The organism is Streptomyces hypolithicus, assembly GCF_052934925.1.
Genome location: NZ_CM128811.1, coordinates 1,247,143 through 1,266,463 on the forward strand (window position 1 = coordinate 1,247,143; position 19,321 = coordinate 1,266,463).

A 19,321-nucleotide genomic window follows, 5' to 3' on the forward strand; every position below is an offset into this window, starting at 1 on the left:
GAGGTCAAATCTCAAGTTAGGGGGTGTCTGACAATTCCCCGGGCGTCGCGACGCCGCGGGGAATTGTCAGACACCCCCTAGGTCCGGGGCCGGGTTCCGCCGCGCGGTCGGCATTTTCAGCCCGTCCGGCGATTGAGGACAACGCCCTACGGGCGTCCGGGTTCCGGGGCCTACCCCCGCGCGGCGGAACCCCGGCCCGCACCCCGCTCCGGGCCGTCAGGCGGTGAGGCGGGCGATCGCCTCGTCGACCGTCAGCTCCTCGCGCTCGCCCGTGCGGCGGTCCTTCAGCTCCACCACGCCTTCGGCGCTGCGGCGGCCCGCCACCAGGATCTTCGGTACGCCGATGAGCTCGGCGTCGGTGAACTTCACGCCCGGCGAGACGCCGGGGCGCTCGTCGACCAGCACCCGCAGACCCGCCGCGGCCAGCTTGTCCGAGACCTCCACGGCCAGTTCGGTCTGGAGTGCCTTGCCTGCGGCGACGACGTGCACGTCGGCCGGCGCGATCTCGGCGGGCCAGCACAGTCCCTTGTCGTCGGCGCTCTGCTCGGCGATGGCCGCGACGGCGCGGGAGACGCCGATGCCGTACGAGCCCATCGTCACGCGGACCGGCTTGCCCTGCTGGCCGAGCACGTCGAGCTGGAAGGTGTCGGCGTACTTGCGGCCGAGCTGGAAGATGTGCCCGATCTCGATCGCGCGGTCGAGCTTGAGGCCGGCGCCGCAGTTGGGGCAGGGGTCGCCCTCCTCGACAACGACGACGTCCAGGTAGTCGTCGACCTCGAAGTCGCGGCCGACGACGACGTTCTTCGCGTGCGTGTTGTGCTTGTTGGCGCCGGTGATCCACGCGGTGCCCGCGGCGACGCGCGGGTCTGCGATGTAGCGGACCTTCTCCAGGCCCTGCGGACCGACGTAGCCGCGTACGAGATCGGGGCGGCCCACGAAGTCCTCGGCCGTGACCAGCTCGACCACGGCCGGCGCCAGGTGCTCGCCGAGCTTGCCGAGGTCGACCTCGCGGTCACCGGGGACACCGACGGCGACGATCTCGCCGTCCACCTTGACCAGCAGGTTCTTCAGGGTCTCGGACGCCTGCACGTCCAGCATCGCGGCCAGCGTCTCGATCGTCGGGGTGTCGGGGGTGTCCAGTTCCTCGACCGGGCCGTGCCCCCCGCTGCTGTTCACGGCGGCGGCGAACGTCACGGCCTCCGTGTTGGCCGCGTAGTCGCAGGACGGGCAGTCCACGAAGGTGTCCTCGCCGGCCGCGGCCGGGGCCAGGAACTCCTCGGACGCCGAGCCACCCATCGCGCCGGAGACGGCGGAGACGATCCGGTAGTCGAGACCGAGGCGCGCGAAGATCTTCTGGTACGCGGCGCGGTGCAGCGCGTACGACTCGGCGAGGCCTTCGTCCGTCGTGTCGAAGGAGTACGAGTCCTTCATGTGGAACTCGCGGCCGCGCAGCACGCCGGAGCGCGGACGCGCCTCGTCGCGGTACTTGATCTGGATCTGGTAGAGCATCACCGGCAGGTCCTTGTAGGACGTGCACTGGTCCTTGACCGTCTGGGTGAAGATCTCTTCGTGCGTCGGCCCGAGCAGGTAGTCGCCGCCCTTGCGGTCCTGGAGGCGGAACAGCAGGTCGCCGTACTCCTGCCAGCGACCGCTCGCCTCGTACGCCTCCTTGGGCAGCAGCGCCGGCAGCAGCACCTCCTGGGCGCCGATGTCGTCCATCTCCTCGCGCACGACGCGCGAGATGTTGTCGAGGACCTTCTTGCCCAGCGGGAGCCAGGTCCAGATCCCCGCCGCGTTCCGGCGGACGTACCCGGCGCGCACCAGCAGCTTGTGGCTGAGCGTCTCGGCGTCCGCCGGGTCGTCACGCAGTGTCTTGACCATCAGACGGGACATGCGCTGGACCTGGGCCATGGTGAACTCCTGCGAAGAAAAGTGTGATGGCTAGGAGGTTAGCCGGGTGGCGCAGGCCCCGGGAAATCCGTTACCCGCCGTGACGCCGCAGTGGGAGCGGCGCACCCATCACGGCGTACGGCCTCGGCGCACTCGGGAAGAGGACCTGGCGGGCCAGGTCGGTGTAGCCCAGCGCGCGGTAGAGGGCTCGGGCCGGGCTCTCGATGTCGATCGCGGAGAGGATCGAACGGGGCTGCCCGGAGATGTCCGTGAGGGTGGTGATCAGCTCGCGGCCGATGCCGCGTGCCTGGTGGGCGGGGTCGACGTGGAGTTCGGTGATGACGAAGGAGTCGTCGAGCCAGCCGTCGGTACCGGTGCGCCGCAGGTACGGCTCGACGACGGTGGACCACCAGTGGTGACGGTCGTTGGGCATCCCGTAGACGAAGCCGACGAGCCGCCCGTCGGGTGTGGTGGCGCCGAGCGCCAGCGCGCCGGGGCTCTGGAGGTGCCGCAGCACGATGTGACGGCGTACGCCGATCTCCTCGTCGCTCAGCCCGAAGGCGGCGGCCTGCACCGCGAGCGCCTCGTCCACTCGCGCGGTGAGATCGACCGGCGCGATCACGACGGCGGGGGTCTGGGGTCCGGGCCCGGAGAGTGGTGCCATGGGAGGCACCCTACTGGGCGGCAACCTCAGAACAACACGCTCATAAAGGCCCCGACCTCGCGGAAGCCGACCCGCCGGTAGGACGCGCGGGCGGCGGTGTTGAAGTCGTTGACGTACAGGCTGACCACCGGTGCGACGTCGGCCAGCGCGAGCCGCAGCACGGCCGCCATGCCGGTCTCGGACAGTCCGCGGCCGCGGAATTCGGGCGCGACCCAGACGCCCTGGATCTGGCAGGCCTGCGGGGTCGCGGCGCCGATCTCGGCCTTGAAGACGACCTTGCCGTCTTCGATACGGGCGAAGGAGCGCCCGGCGGCGACGAGTTCGGCAACACGCGCCTGGTAGAGGAGACCGCCGTCGCCGGCGAGCGGCGAGACGCCGACCTCCTCGGTGAACATCGCCACGCAGGCCGGCATGATCGCGTCGAGCTCGGCCTTGCCGATGCGCCGCACGCCGGCGTCGGGCCGGATGTCGCGGGCCGGCCGGTCGGTGACCATGAGCGGCTGGTGGGAGCGGACCTCGCGGGCCGGGCCCCAGTTGGGTTCGAGCAGCCGCCACAGCTGGGTGGTGGGCTCGGCGGGGCCGACGATCGAGGAGCAGCGGCGGCCGGCCCGGCGTGCGCGGTCGGCGAAGGCGCGGACGGCCTCGGGGGTGGCGCAGATCGGGACGAGGTTCGCGCCGGAGTAACACAGGGAGCGGAGTCGCCCGTCGGCGTACCAGCCCCACATCTCGCCGCCGAGGCGCCAGGGGTCGAGGCCGGCGGCCTGGACGCGGGAGGTCACGAACGCGTTGGCGACGGGCTCGCTCTCCAGAATGGCGAGCGCGGCGCCGAGTTCGCCGGGGTCGAGGACCCGGGTGGTGGTCTGAGTCAACACGTGAGGGGCCTCACCGTACGGTCTTCTGATCTCCGCACTGTACCTGGCGCTCCTGCGGGGCGCCGCGTGCGCAGTAGAGCCCCGGCCAACGGGGCCGGGGCTCTGCGAGCGCGTCGTCGGACGGTCAGCCGACGGCGACCTCGGGCTCTCCCGAGAGCACTCCGTCCTTCTCCATCTGCTCGGCGATCTTCAGCGCCTCTTCGATGAGGGTCTCCACGATCTTCGACTCGGGGACGGTCTTGATGACCTCGCCCTTGACGAAGATCTGGCCCTTGCCGTTGCCGGAGGCGACACCGAGGTCCGCCTCGCGGGCCTCGCCGGGGCCGTTGACGACGCAGCCCATGACGGCGACGCGCAGCGGCACCTCCATGCCGTCGAGCCCGGCGGCGACCTGGTCGGCGAGCTTGTAGACGTCGACCTGGGCGCGGCCGCAGGACGGGCAGGACACGATCTCCAGGCGGCGCTGCTTGAGGTTGAGCGACTCCAGGATCTGGAGGCCGACCTTGACCTCTTCGACGGGCGGCGCCGACAGGGACACCCGGATGGTGTCGCCGATGCCCTCGCTGAGCAGCGCGCCGAAGGCGACGGCGGACTTGATGGTGCCCTGGAAGGCGGGCCCGGCCTCGGTCACCCCGAGGTGCAGCGGGTAGTCGCTCTGGGCGGCGAGCTGGCGGTAGGCGTTGACCATCACGACCGGGTCGTTGTGCTTGACCGAGATCTTGATGTCACCGAAGCCGTGCTCCTCGAAGAGGGAGGCCTCCCACAGGGCGGACTCGACGAGCGCCTCGGGGGTGGCCTTGCCGTACTTCTGCAGCAACCGGGCGTCGAGCGATCCGGCGTTCACGCCGATGCGGATCGGGGTGCCGGTGGAGGAGGCCGCCTTGGCGATCTCCTTCACCTTGTCGTCGAACTGCTTGATGTTGCCCGGGTTGACCCGGACGGCAGCGCAGCCCGCGTCGATCGCGGCGAAGACGTACTTCGGCTGGAAGTGGATGTCGGCGATGACCGGGATCTGCGACTTGCTCGCGATGGTGGCGAGCGCGTCGGCGTCGTCCTGGGTGGGACAGGCCACTCGTACGATCTGGCAGCCCGATGCGGTCAGCTCCGCGATCTGCTGGAGCGTCGCGCCGATGTCGGATGTCCGGGTGGTCGTCATCGACTGCACCGAGACGGGTGCGTCCCCGCCGACCGCCACGGATCCGACCTGGATCTTGCGGGTGACCCTCCGGTCGGCGAGCTTCGTCGGAACGGATGGCATTCCGAGAGAAATTGCAGTCATCTGCTGTGCAACCCCAAGGTGTGGATCAAGGTCCCGAGATCGGCGGGCTCCAGGCTTCGAGGTTACGTCACCCCGGAAGCCCGGAGCGCATCGCACCGGCGAGTCCCCCCAATGGCGGACGCGCCGGCGCTCCGCCGGTGCTATGAGATGCGGACCGGATTGACCACGTCGGCGACGAGGACCAGTGCGGTGAAACAGATGAAGATCCCTGCGACGACGTACGCCACGGGCATCAGCTTGGCCACGTCGAAGGGGCCCGGGTCGGGACGGCGGAAGACCTTCGCCGCGCCTCGCCGCAGGGACTCCCACAGGGCTCCCGCGATGTGCCCGCCGTCCAGGGGGAGCAGCGGCAGCATGTTGAACAGGAAGAGAGAGAGGTTGAAGCCCGCGATGAGGAAGAGCATCATCCCGGCGGTGTTCTCCATCGGCAGCCCGAGTCCGAGGATCTCGCCGCCGACGCGGGCCGCGCCGACCACGCCCATCGGGGAGTCGGCCTTGCGCTCCTCGCCGTTGAAAGCGGCGTTCCACAGGTCGGGGACCTTGGAGGGCAGGTCGATGAGCGACTGGACACCGGACTCGATCATGACGCCCATCCGGTCCACCGAATCGGTGAAGGAGAGCGGGACGACGGCCGTGCCGGGGCCGAAGCCGAGGTAGCCGGCCTCGACGGTGCCCTCCTGGGGCTGTCCGTCGGAGTCGCGCTTGGCGACCTTGTTGGCGATCAGGTCGGCTTCGAGGACCTTTTCCTGACCGGCGCGCTCGACGGTGACCGTCGCCGGGCCGATGGTGTCTCGGATGCGCTCCGAGAGCGTCGGCCAGTCCTCGACGGGGGTGCCGTTGAAGGCGACGATCTTGTCGCCCTTCTGCAGGCCGGCCGCCTTGGCGGGCGACTCGGGGTCACTGGCCCGGCATTCTCGCTGCTCGCTCTGGGCGACGACGCAGGGCACGACCTCGTTGACGGTGGTGGTCTGCTGGTTCAGGCCGATGGTCATCATCACGCCGAGGAACAGCGCGACGGCCAGGATGAGGTTCATGAACGGCCCGGCGAACATCACGATCACGCGCTTCCACGGCTTGCGCGTGTAGAAGAGGCGGGTCTCGTCGCCGTCCTGGAGTTCCTCGTACGCCGCCGAACGGGCGTCCTCGATCATGCCGCGCCACGGGGACGTCGACCTGGCCTCGATCTTCCCGTCCGGTCCCGGCGGGAACATGCCGATCATGCGGATGTAGCCGCCGAGCGGGATCGCCTTGACGCCGTACTCCGTGTCGCCCTTGTGCCGGGACCAGAGCGTCGGGCCGAAGCCGACCATGTACTGGGGCACGCGGACGCCGAAGAGCTTCGCGGTCGAGAGGTGACCGAGTTCGTGCCAGGCGATGGAGAAGAGCAGCCCGGCGAAGAAGATGACTATCCCGAGGACCGTCAACAGGATTGTCGTCATGCGCGAGCCTCCGCTGTTGCCTGTGCTGCGATTTCACGGGCCCGGGCTCGTGCCCAGGTCTCGGCTTCCAGGACGTCCGCGACGGTGAGCGAGGTTCCCCGGTGGGAGGTGCCGTGCTCGGCCACGACTTCGGCGACCGTATCCACAATCGCGGTGAACGGCAGCCGCTCGGCGAGGAACGCGTCGACGCACTCCTCGTTCGCGGCATTGAACACCGCCGGGGCCGTGCCCGCGAGCGTACCGACGTGGCGGGCGAGTGCGACGGAGGGGAAGGCGTCGTTGTCGAGCGGGTGGAACTCCCAGGTGGACGCCTTCGACCAGTCGAAGGCGGGGGCGGCGTCCGGGACGCGCTCGGGCCAGCCGATGCCGATGGCGATCGGGCCGCGCATGTCGGGCGGCGTCGCCTGGGCGAGGGTGGAACCGTCGGTGAATTCCACCATGGAGTGAACGTAGGACTGGGGGTGGACGACGACCTCGATGCGGTCGAAGGGGATGTCGTAGAGGAGGTGCGCCTCGATGACTTCGAGTCCCTTGTTGACGAGCGTCGCCGAGTTGACGGTGATCACCGGGCCCATCGCCCAGGTGGGGTGCGCGAGGGCGTCCTCGCGGGTCACCGCCGCCAGCTCGGCCTTCGTACGCCCGCGGAAGGGCCCTCCGGACGCGGTGACCACGAGCTTGCGGACGTCTGCCCGGGTGCCGCCGGCCAGCGCCTGGAAGAGGGCGGCGTGCTCGGAGTCGACCGGGATGATCTGGCCGGGCTTGGCGAGCGCCTTCACCAGCGGACCACCGACGATCAGCGACTCCTTGTTGGCGAGCGCCAGGGTTCGGCCCGCTTCGAGCGCGGCGAGGGTCGGCGCGAGACCGATGGAGCCGGTGATGCCGTTGAGCACGGTGTGGCAGGCGGACGCGGCGAGGTGGGTGGCGGCGTCGGGTCCCGCCAGGATTTCGGGCAGCGGCTCTCCGGGCCCGTACTGCGCGCTCAGCGCGTCGCGCAGGGCGGGCACGGCGTCCTCACGGGCGACGGCGACGGCGGCGACCCGCAGCTGCCTCGCCTGCTCCGCCAGCAGAGCGACCCGGCCGCCGGCCGCGGAGAGCGCGGTGACGCGGAAGCGGTCGGGGTTACGGAGCACCAGGTCGATGGCCTGGGTGCCGATGGACCCGGTGGAGCCGAGGACGACGATGTCCCGGCGGCCTGCGCCCTGGTCGGGGGCGAAGACGATGTGCGGGTCGGCTAGGGGGGATGGGCTGTCGCTCATGCCCCCCATTGTTGCCGCAATGCGTCACCGCGCGGACAACGAGCCCCCGACCGCCGCCCGGCACTTCTCCCCCGGGGCGTCCATGACCTCTTCCGGCACTCCCCCGTCGTACGCGACCGCGGGTACGCGTGGGGCTTGAGCTTGCCTTCACGTCGAGACGACAATGACGCGATGACCACGGAACGCATGGGCCCGCCCCTGACCGCCGGTGAGCGCGAAACGCTGCGCGGCGTTCTCTCTGGTTTGTAGAGGCGTCGTGCACTGTCGTGTCACCCCCCAGTTGGGGTGTTGTGTCCGACGGTTCGCGTTGCCGTGTCGCACATGTCGTGGTTGTCGTTGAAGGCTCGTGACTCATCAGGTGATCTCCAGAGGGCTGCGGCCCTTCCCGGTACACATGCCGTCGGGGCAGCGGTACTGGACCGTGTTGGACGAGGAGCGGTTGACGCCCATACCGGAAGCGGACGAGTTCTTGCGGCATGTGCGCTTCGGCCGTGATCAGGCGGAGTCGACTACGCGTACATATGCCGGGGCGGTCGTGCTCTATCTGACGTGGTGTCGCTGCACCGGCCGGGATTGGACGACGGCGGCGGGCAGGCTGGGAAGCTTCATGTTCTGGCTGCGGCACTCGACCGGTGACGGCAGTCCGGTGGTGGCCGGGCCGGGCAGTGAACCCGTTCGCGGGCCGCGCCGGATCAACACCGTGCTGGCCGGCGTCCGCGAGTTCCTCGCTCACGGCACGACGCTCGGCACGGTGCCGACATTCGTGCTGTCCCAGCTCTACGAGGTCGCTGACGACCGGGACTTGCCGGTCCAGGCCCGCGGCGAGGGAAGCCACCTCCGCTACTACGCCAAGGCCCGGCACCGGGCCGCCGAGCCGCACGAGCCGGTCGGCCGCGCCAGTGACGAGGAGGTCCTTGCCCTGCTGCGGGTCTGCCGCTCGGCCCGGGACCGGTTCATCGTCCTTCTGCTGGCCAGGGCCGGGCTGCGTCGCAGCGAGGCCGTGGGTATGCGGCGCGAGGACATCCACTTCGTCCTGGACGCCAGCGCGCTGGGCTGCCGGATTCCCGGCTCCCACCTGCACGTGGTGCGCCGGGACAACGACAACGGCGCCTGGGCGAAGTCGAAGCGTTCGCGCGCCGTCCCGGTCGACTTCCTGCTGGTCCAGGCTTACGACCAGTACGTCGTCGAGCGCGACGCCTGCCGCGAGGCCCGCGACAGCGACTTCGTGCTGGTGAACCTGTTCCGGCCCCCACTGGGGGCGCCCATGCCTCCCGGAGCCCTGAACGACCTCTTCGACCGGCTCTCCCGCCGGGCCGGCCTGACCGACGGCGTCCATCCCCACGCTCTGCGCCACGGATTCGCCAGCAACGCGGCCGACGCCGGCGCCGTCCTGGACGAGATCGCCGACCTGCTCGGGCACGCCAGCGCGTCCAGCTCGCAGGTCTACCTGCATCCCGATCCGCGACGGCTGCGGTCCGCCGTCGAACGGGTCGGCGCTCTCGCTCCCAGGAGGAACGGATGACCACGGCCCTGCGACTGGTGCCCGCTCCCGCATCGGATCTGCTGCCTGCCCGCACGAAACGGCTGCGTGCTCTGATCCGACCGGAGACACTGGACGTTCTGAACTGGGACGAGAAGTTCAAGATCCTTCGCCCCTCACCGGACCACCCTTTCCTTGGCATGCATATCTGCGCCCGTTCCGGCTGCTGGGCAGCGGCCCGCAAAACGGACCTGGGGCTGTGCTCGGCCTGCCGCGGCAGCTGGAAGCGAAGCGGCAAAACACCGGAGGACTTCCTGGCCACCGAGCCAAAACAGATCAGCAACATCTCGGGCGGGTGCGCGGTCCCCAAGTGCCGGCGCCCCTGGACGTCGTCCCGCACCCAGATGTGCATGCGGCACCGCGAGTTGTTCACGAGACTGGGGCGCCCGCCACTGGCGGCGTTCTTCGCCGACTCGCGCGTTCGCCCGCTGCCGGGCTTCGGCCTGTGCTCGGTCGATGCCTGCCATCGGCACCAGGCGAACAGCTCGCACCTGTTCTGCCCTCCGCACTGGACGAGGTGGCAGGAGGCACAAGTACCCGACGCTGATTTCGAGACGTGGTGCCGCACCGAGCCCGGGACGGCGGAGTCCACGGCGCTGAGCCTGCGGGGTCTGCCGGCCCTGGTGACCGCCGAGATCCTCTACGTCCTTCAGGCCCGCACGGACACCGAGGTCAAGAGCCCGCCCGTCCTGCTGCGAGGCGTCGTCCGGCATCTGCGCGAGCAACGCGTCGAGCAGTTCGACGATGTCCAGGTCCCCCGCAACACCCACCTGGCCGGCATGGCCAACCGCATGCGCCACACACTCGCGGCAGCCGTTTCCACTCCGGAACTGGAGCAGATCAAGGACGTCTGGAACATGGGCGCCTTCGGACTGGGCCAGTGGCGGAGGATGGACTTCACGCCGTTGCACCAGGAGTGGATGCGGCGAGCCTGCAAGACGTGGGTGCTGGACGAGATCCCCCGCCGCTACGGCAAAAACATCCCCAACGGCCTCTCCGACATGATCCTCTGCCTGCGCTACCTCTCCCAGAGCCTGGTCCGCTCCCGTCAGGACTACGGAGCGGACATGGCCACGCTCGGCCGAAGCGACATCGAGACGTTCACGCAGTACGTGGCCCACCTCGCACACACCGGCGAGATCAGCGCCTTCCGCCGCACGACGGTCTGCCGCTTCACCAGCCGGTTCCTGCGCGAGATCCGCGACCTGGGCCTGACCCGGCCCGGCGAGATCCTCGCCGATCTGCCTGACGACTTCGCGCTGCGCAGGCACGACATGCCCCCGGTCGTCATCGAGGAAGGACCAGGAAGAGCCCTTCCGAAGGAGATCCTCAGCCAGCTCTGCGAGCGGCTGCCCACCCTCGACCAGATCCGGGACGGCAGCGACGACGCGCGGGCCGCCATCGAGGTCCTCGTCGATACCGGCCGGCGTCCCGACGAGATCGGGTGCTTGCCCTGGGACTGCATGGAGACCGACGAGCACGGCAAATCCGTGCTCGTCTACACCGACTTCAAGAACAACCGCATCGGCCTCCGCCTGCCGATCCCGGACTCCACTGCAGAGATCATCGTCCGGCAGAAGAAGTCCATCCGCGCCCGCTTCCCGGACACCGAGCTGTCCAAGCTGGTCCTCTTCCCCCGGCCCCGGCAGAACTCCGAGGGCACCGAGCCGTTCCGGATGAGCCACATCGGCAACGTCCACCGACGCTGGGTCAACGCCATGGCGCCGCTGTTGCTGGCCGACGGCACCGAGTTCCCCAGGCTGGAAGTCGTGCCCTACTCCTACCGGCACTCCTACGCCCAACGGCACGCCGACGCCGGAACCCTGCCCGACGTGCTGCGCGAACTCATGGGCCACCGGTCGTTGCAGACCACCCAGGGCTACTACAACCCTCGGGAATTGCATCAGACGGGCGAGAAACCGCAGGTCGCCAGGTCACGACGAGAGACTGATGGACTCCGACGCTACTACGAACGTGCCTCCTGAGCAGGCATGTTGCCGATGCGATCCCTTCTGATGCATGATTTGCCCTTCAGGAGGGGTGGTCTGGAGTGGTGCATCAGCGCAAGGTGGCCCTGGCCGGGGCGGCCCATATGGAGCTCGTCTCCGGCGTGGTCCAGTTGCGTCCGGAGGACGCGATGTTCGACGCGATGCTGAGGGGCTGGCGGGCTCAGCAGAAGTCGCGAGGGCTGAGAGACGACACGATCGACCCGAGAGAACGCCTGATCCGCCGGTTCCTTGAGTTCGCGAACGAGTATCCGTGGCAGTGGACGCCGGCCCACCTGGACGAGTGGTCGTCATCGTTGACGAGCGAGAGGCGCTTGGCGCCCTCCACGATCCGCAGCTACCAGGGCACCGTTCGGCTGTTCACCGAGCTCCTCATCGACGCCCGCTACGGCTGGGGCCCGGCATGCGAAGAAGCCTTCGGCGCTTTCCCGGTGGCGATCTGCCATGAGTGGAACACCCTCCCTCACCTGCAGGATTACGAAGGCGATCCGGAGGCACGGCCTTTCACGCGGGAAGAGTTGCAGCGCTTCCTCGACTACGCCGACGACCAAGTCGCACGCGCCGTGAAGGCCAAGCGCAAGGGAGCCCTCGCCGCTTACCGGGACGCCACTCTCTTCAAGGTCATCTACGGGTGGGGTCTTCGCCGGACCGAGACGTCCAAGCTGGACGTGGTCGACTTCGGACGCAACCCGCAGGCCCCGCAGTTCGGCCGGTACGGCACGCTCAACGTCCGCTACGGCAAGGCGAAGAAGGGCCAGCCGCCGCGGCGGCGGAACGTGCTGTCGGTGATGGACTGGGCCGTCGAGGCGGTCGCCGACTACGCCGAGAACGCCCGTCCACGCTTCGGATTCCCCGATCACCCGGCTCTGTGGATCACCGAGCGCGGGGGCCGCCTCCAGCCCGGCTCCATCAACGACCGGTTCGAGGCATACCGGGACGCCCTAAAGCTCCCAAAAGAGCTAACTCCCCACTCAATCCGACATTCTTACGTCACACATCTGACCGAGGACGGAGTCGACCGGCGCTTCATCCAGCAGCAGGTCGGCCACGAGTGCGACAGCTCCCTGGCCATCTACACGCACGTCAGCGACGACTTCATGAACACTTCCCTGCACAAGGCACTGGCCCCGGCGTTCGCCGGGTCCTGACAGGAGAGATCCGGCGATGGCCGCCAAGCTCGACTACCACTGGCACCTGCGCAAGGTCATGGCCGGCCGCGGGTTGTTCTCCACCACCGACCTCATCCCTCCGCTCGCCGAACGCGGCATCACCCTCTCGTCGAGCCAGGTCTACCGGCTCGTCGTCGAGCGACCGGAGCGACTGAGCCTGAAGATCCTCATGGCCCTGCTCGACATCCTCGACTGCACCATGGACGACCTCATCGAGCCCGTCGCGGCGGCAGGGGCCGTGAAGAAGCCGAAGAGGGCTGCCGCCGGAGGCGGCTCGGCGCCCGATGCGGAGGGGCTTGGCGGTCTGCGGCCAAAGCGTGCCCGGATCAGGGGTGTCGACCGGTCATGACCACCGCTGACCATCTCGACCTCGGCCGTGCCGTCGCCGACCCGACCGGCCTGATCACCGACCTCGTCGCCGATGTCGAGAAGGAACTCGGCGCGGAGACCATCCGGGCCGTGGTCACCGCGGTCGCGGGCGGCCGCGCGAAGTCACGGCGCCTGGCGGAGGTCCTGGCGACGCGGCCCTCCGTCCTGACCGACGGCCGGTCCCCGGCACCCCGGGCCATCGGTGATCTGCTCATCGAGCTCCGCAAGGCCGGCGCCTCGGCGATCTCGCCGCCGGTCTGCGTCGAGTGCGGCAAGAAGCTGCGAACCCTCCAACGCCAGGGCCAGGATTGGTACTGCTCGGTCTGTGGGCAGGAGACCGCTGAGTGCGCCGCCTGCGGCACCGTCCGACGCGTCGCCTTCCGGGACCGCAAGGGCCTGCTGCGCTGCAAGATGTGTCCCGACAACGATGACCGCGACCCGGTCGAGGTCATCTACGCGGTGATCACCGGGATCACCAGGGACGCCGACCGTGACGTGATCGCCGATGCCCTCCACCAGTCGGCACCCCACCGTCCCCACTATCGGCAGAGGCTGGTCTGGGCCCTGGAGGAGAACCCTCGTCTGCTGACCGGGGAGGGATATCTCGCGCCGCATCGCGCCATCCTGCGGTTCATCGACTTGCTGCACGAGGCCGGCGTCACCGGGATTGTCCGCCCGGCCTGCCCTCGCTGCCACAGAGTCGTACGCATCGACAAGCCGCTCGACGGGCAGCGGGTCTGCCGCAACTGCATCGCCAAGTCCCGCTTCGAAGAATGCGTACGCTGCGGTGCTCGGCGAGAACCGGCCACCCGCGACGCCCAGGGACGACCCCTGTGTCCGGGCTGCCTGATCAGGGACCCGGCCAACCGGGAAACCTGCATCGTCTGCGGCGAATCACGCATGGTCAACTCCCGCACTGCCGAGGGGCCGGTCTGCCCCAACTGCCGTCCCCTGCCAGTCCTGGTCTGCTCGATCTGCGGCCGCACCGCACCCTGCACACTCTCGAAGCTCACCGGCCTGCCCCGCTGCGGAGGCTGCGACAGACGCCCTGCTCACTGCACCATCTGCGGACGAATCCGTGGCATGCACTCCGGCACCGCCGACGCCCCCGTCTGCGGCCCCTGCACCAAACCGGACGCCGAGCTCTGGCGCCCCTGTCCCACCTGCGGACAAGCCGAACGGCTGCACGCCCCGGGCCCGTGCCCCCGCTGCACCCTCAAGCAGCGACTCCACGAACTCCTCGCCGATGACACCGGCTCCATATCCCCGAAACTGCAGGCCCTCCACGAGGCTCTGGCCAGCACCGAACGCGCCGGCACCGCGATGCGCTGGCTCTCCAAGGGCATCGTCTCCACCGTCCTGTCCGATCTCGGCTCCGGCCGCCGCCCTCTGACGCACAAGGCCCTGGACGAGCTTCCGGAAGGCAAGGTCGTCGAGCACATCCGCAGCGTCCTCGTCGCCACCGGCGCCCTGCCCAAGCGGGACGAGCAGATGGTCCGTCTCGAGCGACATGTGAAGGACCTCATCGCCTCCCACGCGACCGCCGAGGGCCGGAAAATCCTGCACCGGTACGCGACGTGGCACCTCCTGCGCCGGCTTCGCCGTCGCAGCCGCGGCACGGAGACCACGCACTACCAGCTGACGGTCGCGCGGCAGCATCTGCGGGCAGCCGTCTATCTCCTGAACTGGCTCGAGGGCCAGAACCTGACCCTGGCCACCTGCCGCCAGAGTGACCTTGAGCGGTGGATGACCAGCGACAACGTCCGCCTTCGCCAGGAGGCAGGCCACTTCGTACGCTGGACCCTCTCCCAGAAGATCACCCGTGATCTCAGCTTCCCGGCCGAGCGGTGGAACGGCCCCTCCCGGCCGATGGACGATGAAGCCCGCTGGGCCACAGCCCGCCGCCTGTTGCACGAGGCCGTCCTGAAGCCCGAAGACCGTCTCGCCGGCTTGTTGTTGCTCCTCTACGCCCAGTGGCCCGCCGCGATCTCCCGGCTCACCGTCGACCACATCGAGGAGACGGACGGAGCAGTCCGTATCCGCCTCGGCGCCGTCCCTGTCGAGCTTCCCGCACCCGTCGCTGAACTGGCCCTCCAACAGGTCAAGGTTCGCCGCAGCCATGCCGTCCTCGGCCGCACAGACTCACCCTGGCTCTTCCCCGGCGGACAGCCAGGCCGTCCGATCAGTGCCTGGGCGATGGGAGAACGGCTCCGCAAACTCGGCATCCGACTCGCACAAGCCCGCTCGACCGCCCTGTTCCAGCTCGCCACCGAGCTGCCCGCCGCGGTCCTCGCCCGCACCCTCGGCATCGACATCACCGTCGCCGTCAAATGGCAGCGAGCCGCCGCCGGCGACTGGGCCGCCTACGCCGCAGACGTCAGCCGCCGCAATGCACCGCACCAACTGATCCACGCACCAGGAGCGACACCATGAGACTGGACAACCGCCGCATCGTCATCACGGCCGCAGGCCGCGACTTCGGGCGAACCCTGGCCATCCACCTCGCGGACCTCGGCGCCGAGGTCTTCCTCTCGGCACGCGAACACTCCGCCGCTCAACGAGTCCGTGACGAGATTCGCGACCGCGGCCATCAGCAAGTACACGCCTTCGCCTGCGACCTGACGGACCCCGCCTCAATCCGAGACTTCGCTTCCAGCGTCGCGGAACACACGGACCGTGTCGACGTACTCATCAACAACGGCTCTCGCTACCTCGCAGGGCCGGACCTGCTGTCCGCAACCGACGCCGACGTTGTCGACACCATCGCCTCTGGCGCCACCGGCACGGTCTTGACCACGAAGAGCTTCCTCCCTCTCCTGCTCAACTCGGAGATACCAGATGTCGTGACGATGGTCTCCGCATGCGGAACACCGGGCCACCACCGGTCGGACGCGCACGACGCCTTCTACGCAGCCAAGAGCGCCCAGGCAGGGTTCACCGAGATCCTCTCCAAGCGCCTGCGCCCTCAAGGGATCCGGGTGATCTCGCTCTACCCGCCCGACTTCGACAACCCCGACCCGCTCTCCAAGGCATGGGAGACCACCCCGCGCGAGGCCAAGGATGCCCTCACCGCGCACTCGCTCGTGGAGTGCATCCTCTTCGCCATCACCCAGCCTCGCGACTGCTTCATCAAAGCGTTCCACTTCGAACAGGTCTGACCAATGCCCTCGCACGTCAACGCCCGACCGCTGATGCCAAGTCCGGAGAGCCACCGCCGCTCAGGACCGCAGGCATTCAGGCAGTTCCAATACCCGACTCCACCATTACGGGTCACGGAGAAACGCACCCGGGCCGCGGTCGACAAACTCGTCTCGCACCAGTTCGACCGGCACGGCAACAAGATCTGGACCCAGGCCCGCCAGCTCCTGGAGCACGAGCACGCCCGTCTGCGGATCGGCCAGGTGTCCGTCCCCTACGGCATCTGCGTCGAGCCGAGCAACGTCAAGGCCGGCGGCCACGGCTGCCCGTTCCGGTTCCGCTGCGTGGGATGCGACCACTTCCGCACCGACCCGTCGTACTTGCCGGAGCTTCGGACCTACCTGGACACCCTGTTGCGGGACCGCGAACGCCTCGCCGCGGCCTCGGACCTCGACGCCTGGGCCCGCACCGAAGCGACTCCGTCCGACGAGGAGATCAAGCGCATCCGCACACTGATCCGCCGCGTCGAGACCGACCTCGACGGGCTCACCGACGACGAACGCGAGCAGATCAAGGACGCCACCCGGACTCTGCGCAAGTCCCGCACCGTCTCCCTGGGCATGCCCGGAACCCGTCCGCCCGAGCCGGACCTGCGGCTGGAGCGTGACGCGTGAGCACATCACCGGACCACCTGACCCGAGCGCGAGCCGCGGACTCCGACCGCCGACGGAACCGAGTATTCAAAGCCCTCGACCAACTGGCCTCCGCCGGCGAGGAGATCAGCGTCTCCTCGGTCGCCCGCGCCGCCGGCGTCCACCGCAGCCTGATTCACCGCCACGCAGACCTGCACGCGGCCGTCATCGCCCGCGCGGGCCAGCTCCCGCCCGGCACGACCGCCGGAGCGCAGGTCAGCCGCAAGTCGCTGCTGGCCGACGTCGCGAACCTCACGGCCCGCAACGGCCGACTGGCCGCCCACATAACCAGACTCGAACGACGTCTCTCCGAGGCATTGGGCCAGACAGCTTGGGAAGCCTCCGGCCTCGGCGGCCCAGCCGACATCGAGACGCTCACACGCCGCACCACCGAGCTTGAACAGCAGATCCTCGACCTCCGCGGCGAACTCGCAGAACGGGACGAGGACCTCGAAGCCGCCCGCGCCGCGAACCGTGAGCTGATAGCCCAGCTCAACCGCTGACCACATCATCGCCGTCCCCCACCACGCCAGGGCGGCGGCGTTGATCGCCAGATGCACTGTCGGTCGGCGCCGGGGCGGGGAAGCCCAGCCGCTGTGCCTGCTCTGACCCGCGGCCAGCGGGGGGCAGAGCAGGCACAGCGGCTTCGCGAGCTCTTTCTATATCGCCGGCTTCTTCATCAGGTCCACCAGGCTGGAGAAGCTGTTGGCCGCGTGCCCGGCGTCCATTCCGCGGCGGAACAGGTCGACGACGGCGGCCGGTAGGGCGGTATCGACACCCGCGTCGGCGTTGGTGTGCAGGACGTGCTCGACGCTGGCCAGGCCCATGGCGAGGCGGTCCACGTCGCCGCCGTGCTCGCCGGCGTCGATGCGGGCCGCGTAGAAGGCCAGGAATTGCGGCATTGACGTCATGGTCTCGGTGGCGTGCGGCAGGACGTCCGCGGCGGTGAGGCCGTTGGAGTCGGCGAGGGCGATGGCCTGCCAATAGCTGAGCATGGACGTCCAGAACATGACCATGCCGATCTGGTAGAACAGCGCGGCCAGTCCGGGGTCCTCGCCCCGGTAGTCCGTGCCGGTCAGGGCTTCGAGGACCGGGCGGTGAGCCTCGAACGGCGCGCGCGGTCCGCTGTAGAAGGTGGACGACTCGGACTGCCCGATACCCGAAGGCGGCACGGTGACCCCGCCGGTGAGGTGGACCCCGCCATGCCCAGCGACCCACCGCGCCCCCGCCCGGGTCTTGTCCGGGGTGTCGGAGCTGAGGTTGACCAGCACACGGCCGGGCAGGGCGTGCGCCGCCGGTTCCAGCACGGCGTACATCGCGTCGTAGTCGGTGAGACTCAAGATCACCAGCTCGTTGGCCGCCAGCGCCTCCTCGACACTGCCTGCGAGGACGGCCCCGCATTCGACCAGGGCATTCGCGCGGGACGTGGTGCGGTTCCAGACGGTGACGTGGTGGCCCTTGTTGAGGAAAGCGTGGACCATCGCCTGTCCCATGGGGCCCAGTCCGATCACGGTCACGGGCTGTTTTGTGCTCACTGTGAAACCTCCGTGGTGGGTGTGCGTGCACGATAATTAGAAAGAACGCTCTACTCAGATCATGGAGAGAACGTAGCACAGCCCTAAAACGAACGTTCTAACTAGTACGCTGTGCGCATGGACCAGACCAGCACCCAGGGCCGGATCGTCATCACCGCCTCGCGCCTCCTGCAGCGGCAGGGCTACACCGGCACGGGCATCAAGCAGATTGCCAGGGAGGCACAGGCCACCCTCGGCTCGATCTACCACTTTTTCCCGGGCGGCAAGGAGGCCGTCGCGGTCGCGGCACTCCAGCACGGCGATCAGGAATTCGCGGACCTGCTCCGCAGCGCGCTGGACAGTGAGCAGAACCCGGGAGCGGCCGTGGAAGCCTGCACCCGGCAGCTCGCCGAAGCACTACGAGAGTCCGGCTGGGTCGACGGCTGCCCGATCACCGCCACGGCGCTGGAAACGCTGGGCACCGACTCCGAGATCCAACGGGTGTGCGAAACCGCGCTGCGCGGCTGGGAGCAACTGGTCCGCGACAAGCTGCTGCGCTCCGGCCTTTCCGCCGAGGACGCCCGGGACCTGGCCACCACGATCATCAGCACCCTGGAAGGCGCCGAAGTCACAGCGCAGGTCACCCGCAGCGAAGAGCCCCTGCGGGCGGCAGGCCGGCAGCTGGCCCGCCTGATCGCCACGTACGAAACGCCCCCGTCAGTCACCCCGTCCCAGCCGAACTCGCGGCGCTGATAGAGCTGCCGGGCCCGGCTGATGGCGGCGTACCGGGGAATCGAGCACCCCACCGCAGTGCGACCCGGCCGTAGGGTGATCGCGGTTGGTCACACACGGCGCCCATGGGGAAACTCACACGATGCCGGTCGCCTTCCTGGCCCCTGTGTCCGCGACATCTGTCGTGCACCCGGCACCGGACGGGTCATGCCTCTGATCTGGGAGAACCTGGCGCCCTTCGCGTCCGCTCGTCCCCCAAGCCCGAGAGAAGCGACACGCTCGATTTCCACCGTGCGACCCTCGCCATGAAGTGCGAGGGGCTGAGCGATGAGGATCTGCGCCGGCAGTCGATGCCGCCGTCGACGCTGTCACTGCTGGGCCTGGTGCGGCACATGGCCGAGGTGGAACGGGCGTGGTTCCGGCGGGTGATCAACGGCGAGGACGTCCCGCTCGTGTGGTCGGCGGTGGGCGACTTCCAGGCGGCGTACGACGCCAGGACCGCCACGCGCGCCGAGGCGTTCGGCACCTGGCACACCGAGGTGGAGCAAGCCCGCCGCATCGAGGGTGAGGCACCGTCGCTCGACGTGACGGGGCGGGTGGCGAAGACGGGCGAGGACGTGTCACTGCGGCTGGTGATGGTGCACCTCATCCACGAGTACGCCCGCCACAACGGGCACGCCGACTTTCTCCGCGAGGGCATCGACGGGGCGGTCGGGGCATGAATCCTGTTGCCCGGATGCCTCGTTCGGCCTAGTCTGCGC

17 protein-coding genes are annotated in these 19,321 nt (G+C 69.1%); 10 read left to right on the top strand and 7 right to left on the bottom strand.

Going from position 1 to position 19,321, the window contains the following annotated elements; genetic code table 11:
* Window positions 1-216: 216 nt before the first annotated feature.
* From ACU6WZ_RS05670 to dxr, 6 genes are all read right to left on the bottom strand, one after another.
* Window positions 217-1,911 (bottom strand): proline--tRNA ligase, encoded by a 1,695-nt coding sequence (locus tag ACU6WZ_RS05670; protein ID WP_447032026.1) that lies wholly within the window; start codon window positions 1,909-1,911, stop codon window positions 217-219.
* A 70-nt stretch (window positions 1,912-1,981) separates the two neighbouring features.
* On the bottom strand, window positions 1,982-2,554 hold the full coding sequence (locus ACU6WZ_RS05675) for a GNAT family N-acetyltransferase (RefSeq protein ID WP_447032027.1): 573 nt from the start codon (window positions 2,552-2,554) through the stop codon (window positions 1,982-1,984).
* Window positions 2,555-2,580: 26 nt separating this feature from the next.
* Window positions 2,581-3,426: a GNAT family N-acetyltransferase gene (locus ACU6WZ_RS05680; protein ID WP_447032028.1), complete on the bottom strand. Its 846-nt coding sequence runs from the start codon at window positions 3,424-3,426 to the stop codon at window positions 2,581-2,583.
* A 124-nt stretch (window positions 3,427-3,550) separates the two neighbouring features.
* Window positions 3,551-4,705, bottom strand: a complete 1,155-nt coding sequence (gene ispG, locus ACU6WZ_RS05685; RefSeq protein ID WP_447032029.1) for a flavodoxin-dependent (E)-4-hydroxy-3-methylbut-2-enyl-diphosphate synthase — start codon at window positions 4,703-4,705, stop codon at window positions 3,551-3,553.
* Window positions 4,706-4,845: 140 nt separating this feature from the next.
* Complete coding sequence (locus ACU6WZ_RS05690) at window positions 4,846-6,144, bottom strand: M50 family metallopeptidase (protein WP_447032030.1); 1,299 nt, start codon at window positions 6,142-6,144, stop codon at window positions 4,846-4,848.
* The gene (gene dxr / locus ACU6WZ_RS05695; protein ID WP_447032031.1) at window positions 6,141-7,400 is read right to left on the bottom strand and encodes a 1-deoxy-D-xylulose-5-phosphate reductoisomerase; all 1,260 of its coding nucleotides are present in this window, start codon (window positions 7,398-7,400) and stop codon (window positions 6,141-6,143) included. Before dxr ends, ACU6WZ_RS05690 begins: the two co-directional genes overlap by 4 nt.
* A 346-nt stretch (window positions 7,401-7,746) precedes the next feature.
* Here dxr and ACU6WZ_RS05700 point away from each other — a divergent pair, with 346 nt between their 5' ends.
* The 8 genes from ACU6WZ_RS05700 (at window position 7,747) to ACU6WZ_RS05735 (ending at window position 16,817) form a co-directional block, all read left to right on the top strand.
* Entirely contained in the window at window positions 7,747-8,922 is a 1,176-nt protein-coding gene (locus tag ACU6WZ_RS05700; RefSeq protein WP_447032032.1) for a tyrosine-type recombinase/integrase, read from the top strand.
* A complete protein-coding gene (locus ACU6WZ_RS05705; protein ID WP_447032033.1) occupies window positions 8,919-10,925 on the top strand; it encodes a tyrosine-type recombinase/integrase in 2,007 nt (668 codons plus the stop codon). The genes ACU6WZ_RS05700 and ACU6WZ_RS05705 overlap by 4 nt, the downstream gene beginning before the upstream one ends.
* A 65-nt stretch (window positions 10,926-10,990) precedes the next feature.
* A complete protein-coding gene (locus ACU6WZ_RS05710; RefSeq protein WP_447031724.1) occupies window positions 10,991-12,094 on the top strand; it encodes a tyrosine-type recombinase/integrase in 1,104 nt (367 codons plus the stop codon).
* A 16-nt stretch (window positions 12,095-12,110) separates the two neighbouring features.
* Window positions 12,111-12,464: a helix-turn-helix domain-containing protein gene (locus tag ACU6WZ_RS05715; RefSeq protein WP_447031725.1), complete on the top strand. Its 354-nt coding sequence runs from the start codon at window positions 12,111-12,113 to the stop codon at window positions 12,462-12,464.
* Window positions 12,461-14,917, top strand: coding sequence for a site-specific integrase (locus ACU6WZ_RS05720; RefSeq protein ID WP_447031726.1), 2,457 nt, complete (start codon window positions 12,461-12,463; stop codon window positions 14,915-14,917). The genes ACU6WZ_RS05715 and ACU6WZ_RS05720 overlap by 4 nt, the downstream gene beginning before the upstream one ends.
* Window positions 14,914-15,642 carry an SDR family oxidoreductase gene (locus tag ACU6WZ_RS05725; protein ID WP_447031727.1) on the top strand — a complete coding sequence of 243 codons (729 nt, stop codon included), beginning with the start codon at window positions 14,914-14,916 and terminating at the stop codon, window positions 15,640-15,642. Before ACU6WZ_RS05720 ends, ACU6WZ_RS05725 begins: the two co-directional genes overlap by 4 nt.
* Window positions 15,643-15,675: 33 nt before the next feature.
* Entirely contained in the window at window positions 15,676-16,296 is a 621-nt protein-coding gene (locus tag ACU6WZ_RS05730) for a hypothetical protein (protein ID WP_447032034.1), read from the top strand.
* Window positions 16,293-16,817, top strand: a complete 525-nt coding sequence (locus tag ACU6WZ_RS05735) for a hypothetical protein (protein WP_447032035.1) — start codon at window positions 16,293-16,295, stop codon at window positions 16,815-16,817. The genes ACU6WZ_RS05730 and ACU6WZ_RS05735 overlap by 4 nt, the downstream gene beginning before the upstream one ends.
* Window positions 16,818-16,973: 156 nt before the next feature.
* On the opposite strand, the gene ACU6WZ_RS05740 is transcribed toward ACU6WZ_RS05735, so the two are convergent.
* Window positions 16,974-17,807: an NAD(P)-dependent oxidoreductase gene (locus tag ACU6WZ_RS05740; protein ID WP_447033875.1), complete on the bottom strand. Its 834-nt coding sequence runs from the start codon at window positions 17,805-17,807 to the stop codon at window positions 16,974-16,976.
* A gap of 159 nt (window positions 17,808-17,966) precedes the next feature.
* Between ACU6WZ_RS05740 and ACU6WZ_RS05745 the strand changes: the two genes are divergently transcribed.
* Window positions 17,967-18,581 (top strand): TetR/AcrR family transcriptional regulator, encoded by a 615-nt coding sequence (locus ACU6WZ_RS05745; RefSeq protein ID WP_447032036.1) that lies wholly within the window; start codon window positions 17,967-17,969, stop codon window positions 18,579-18,581.
* Window positions 18,582-18,778: 197 nt separating this feature from the next.
* Window positions 18,779-19,282 (top strand): DinB family protein, encoded by a 504-nt coding sequence (locus tag ACU6WZ_RS05750; RefSeq protein WP_447033876.1) that lies wholly within the window; start codon window positions 18,779-18,781, stop codon window positions 19,280-19,282.
* Window positions 19,283-19,321 lie beyond the last annotated feature (39 nt).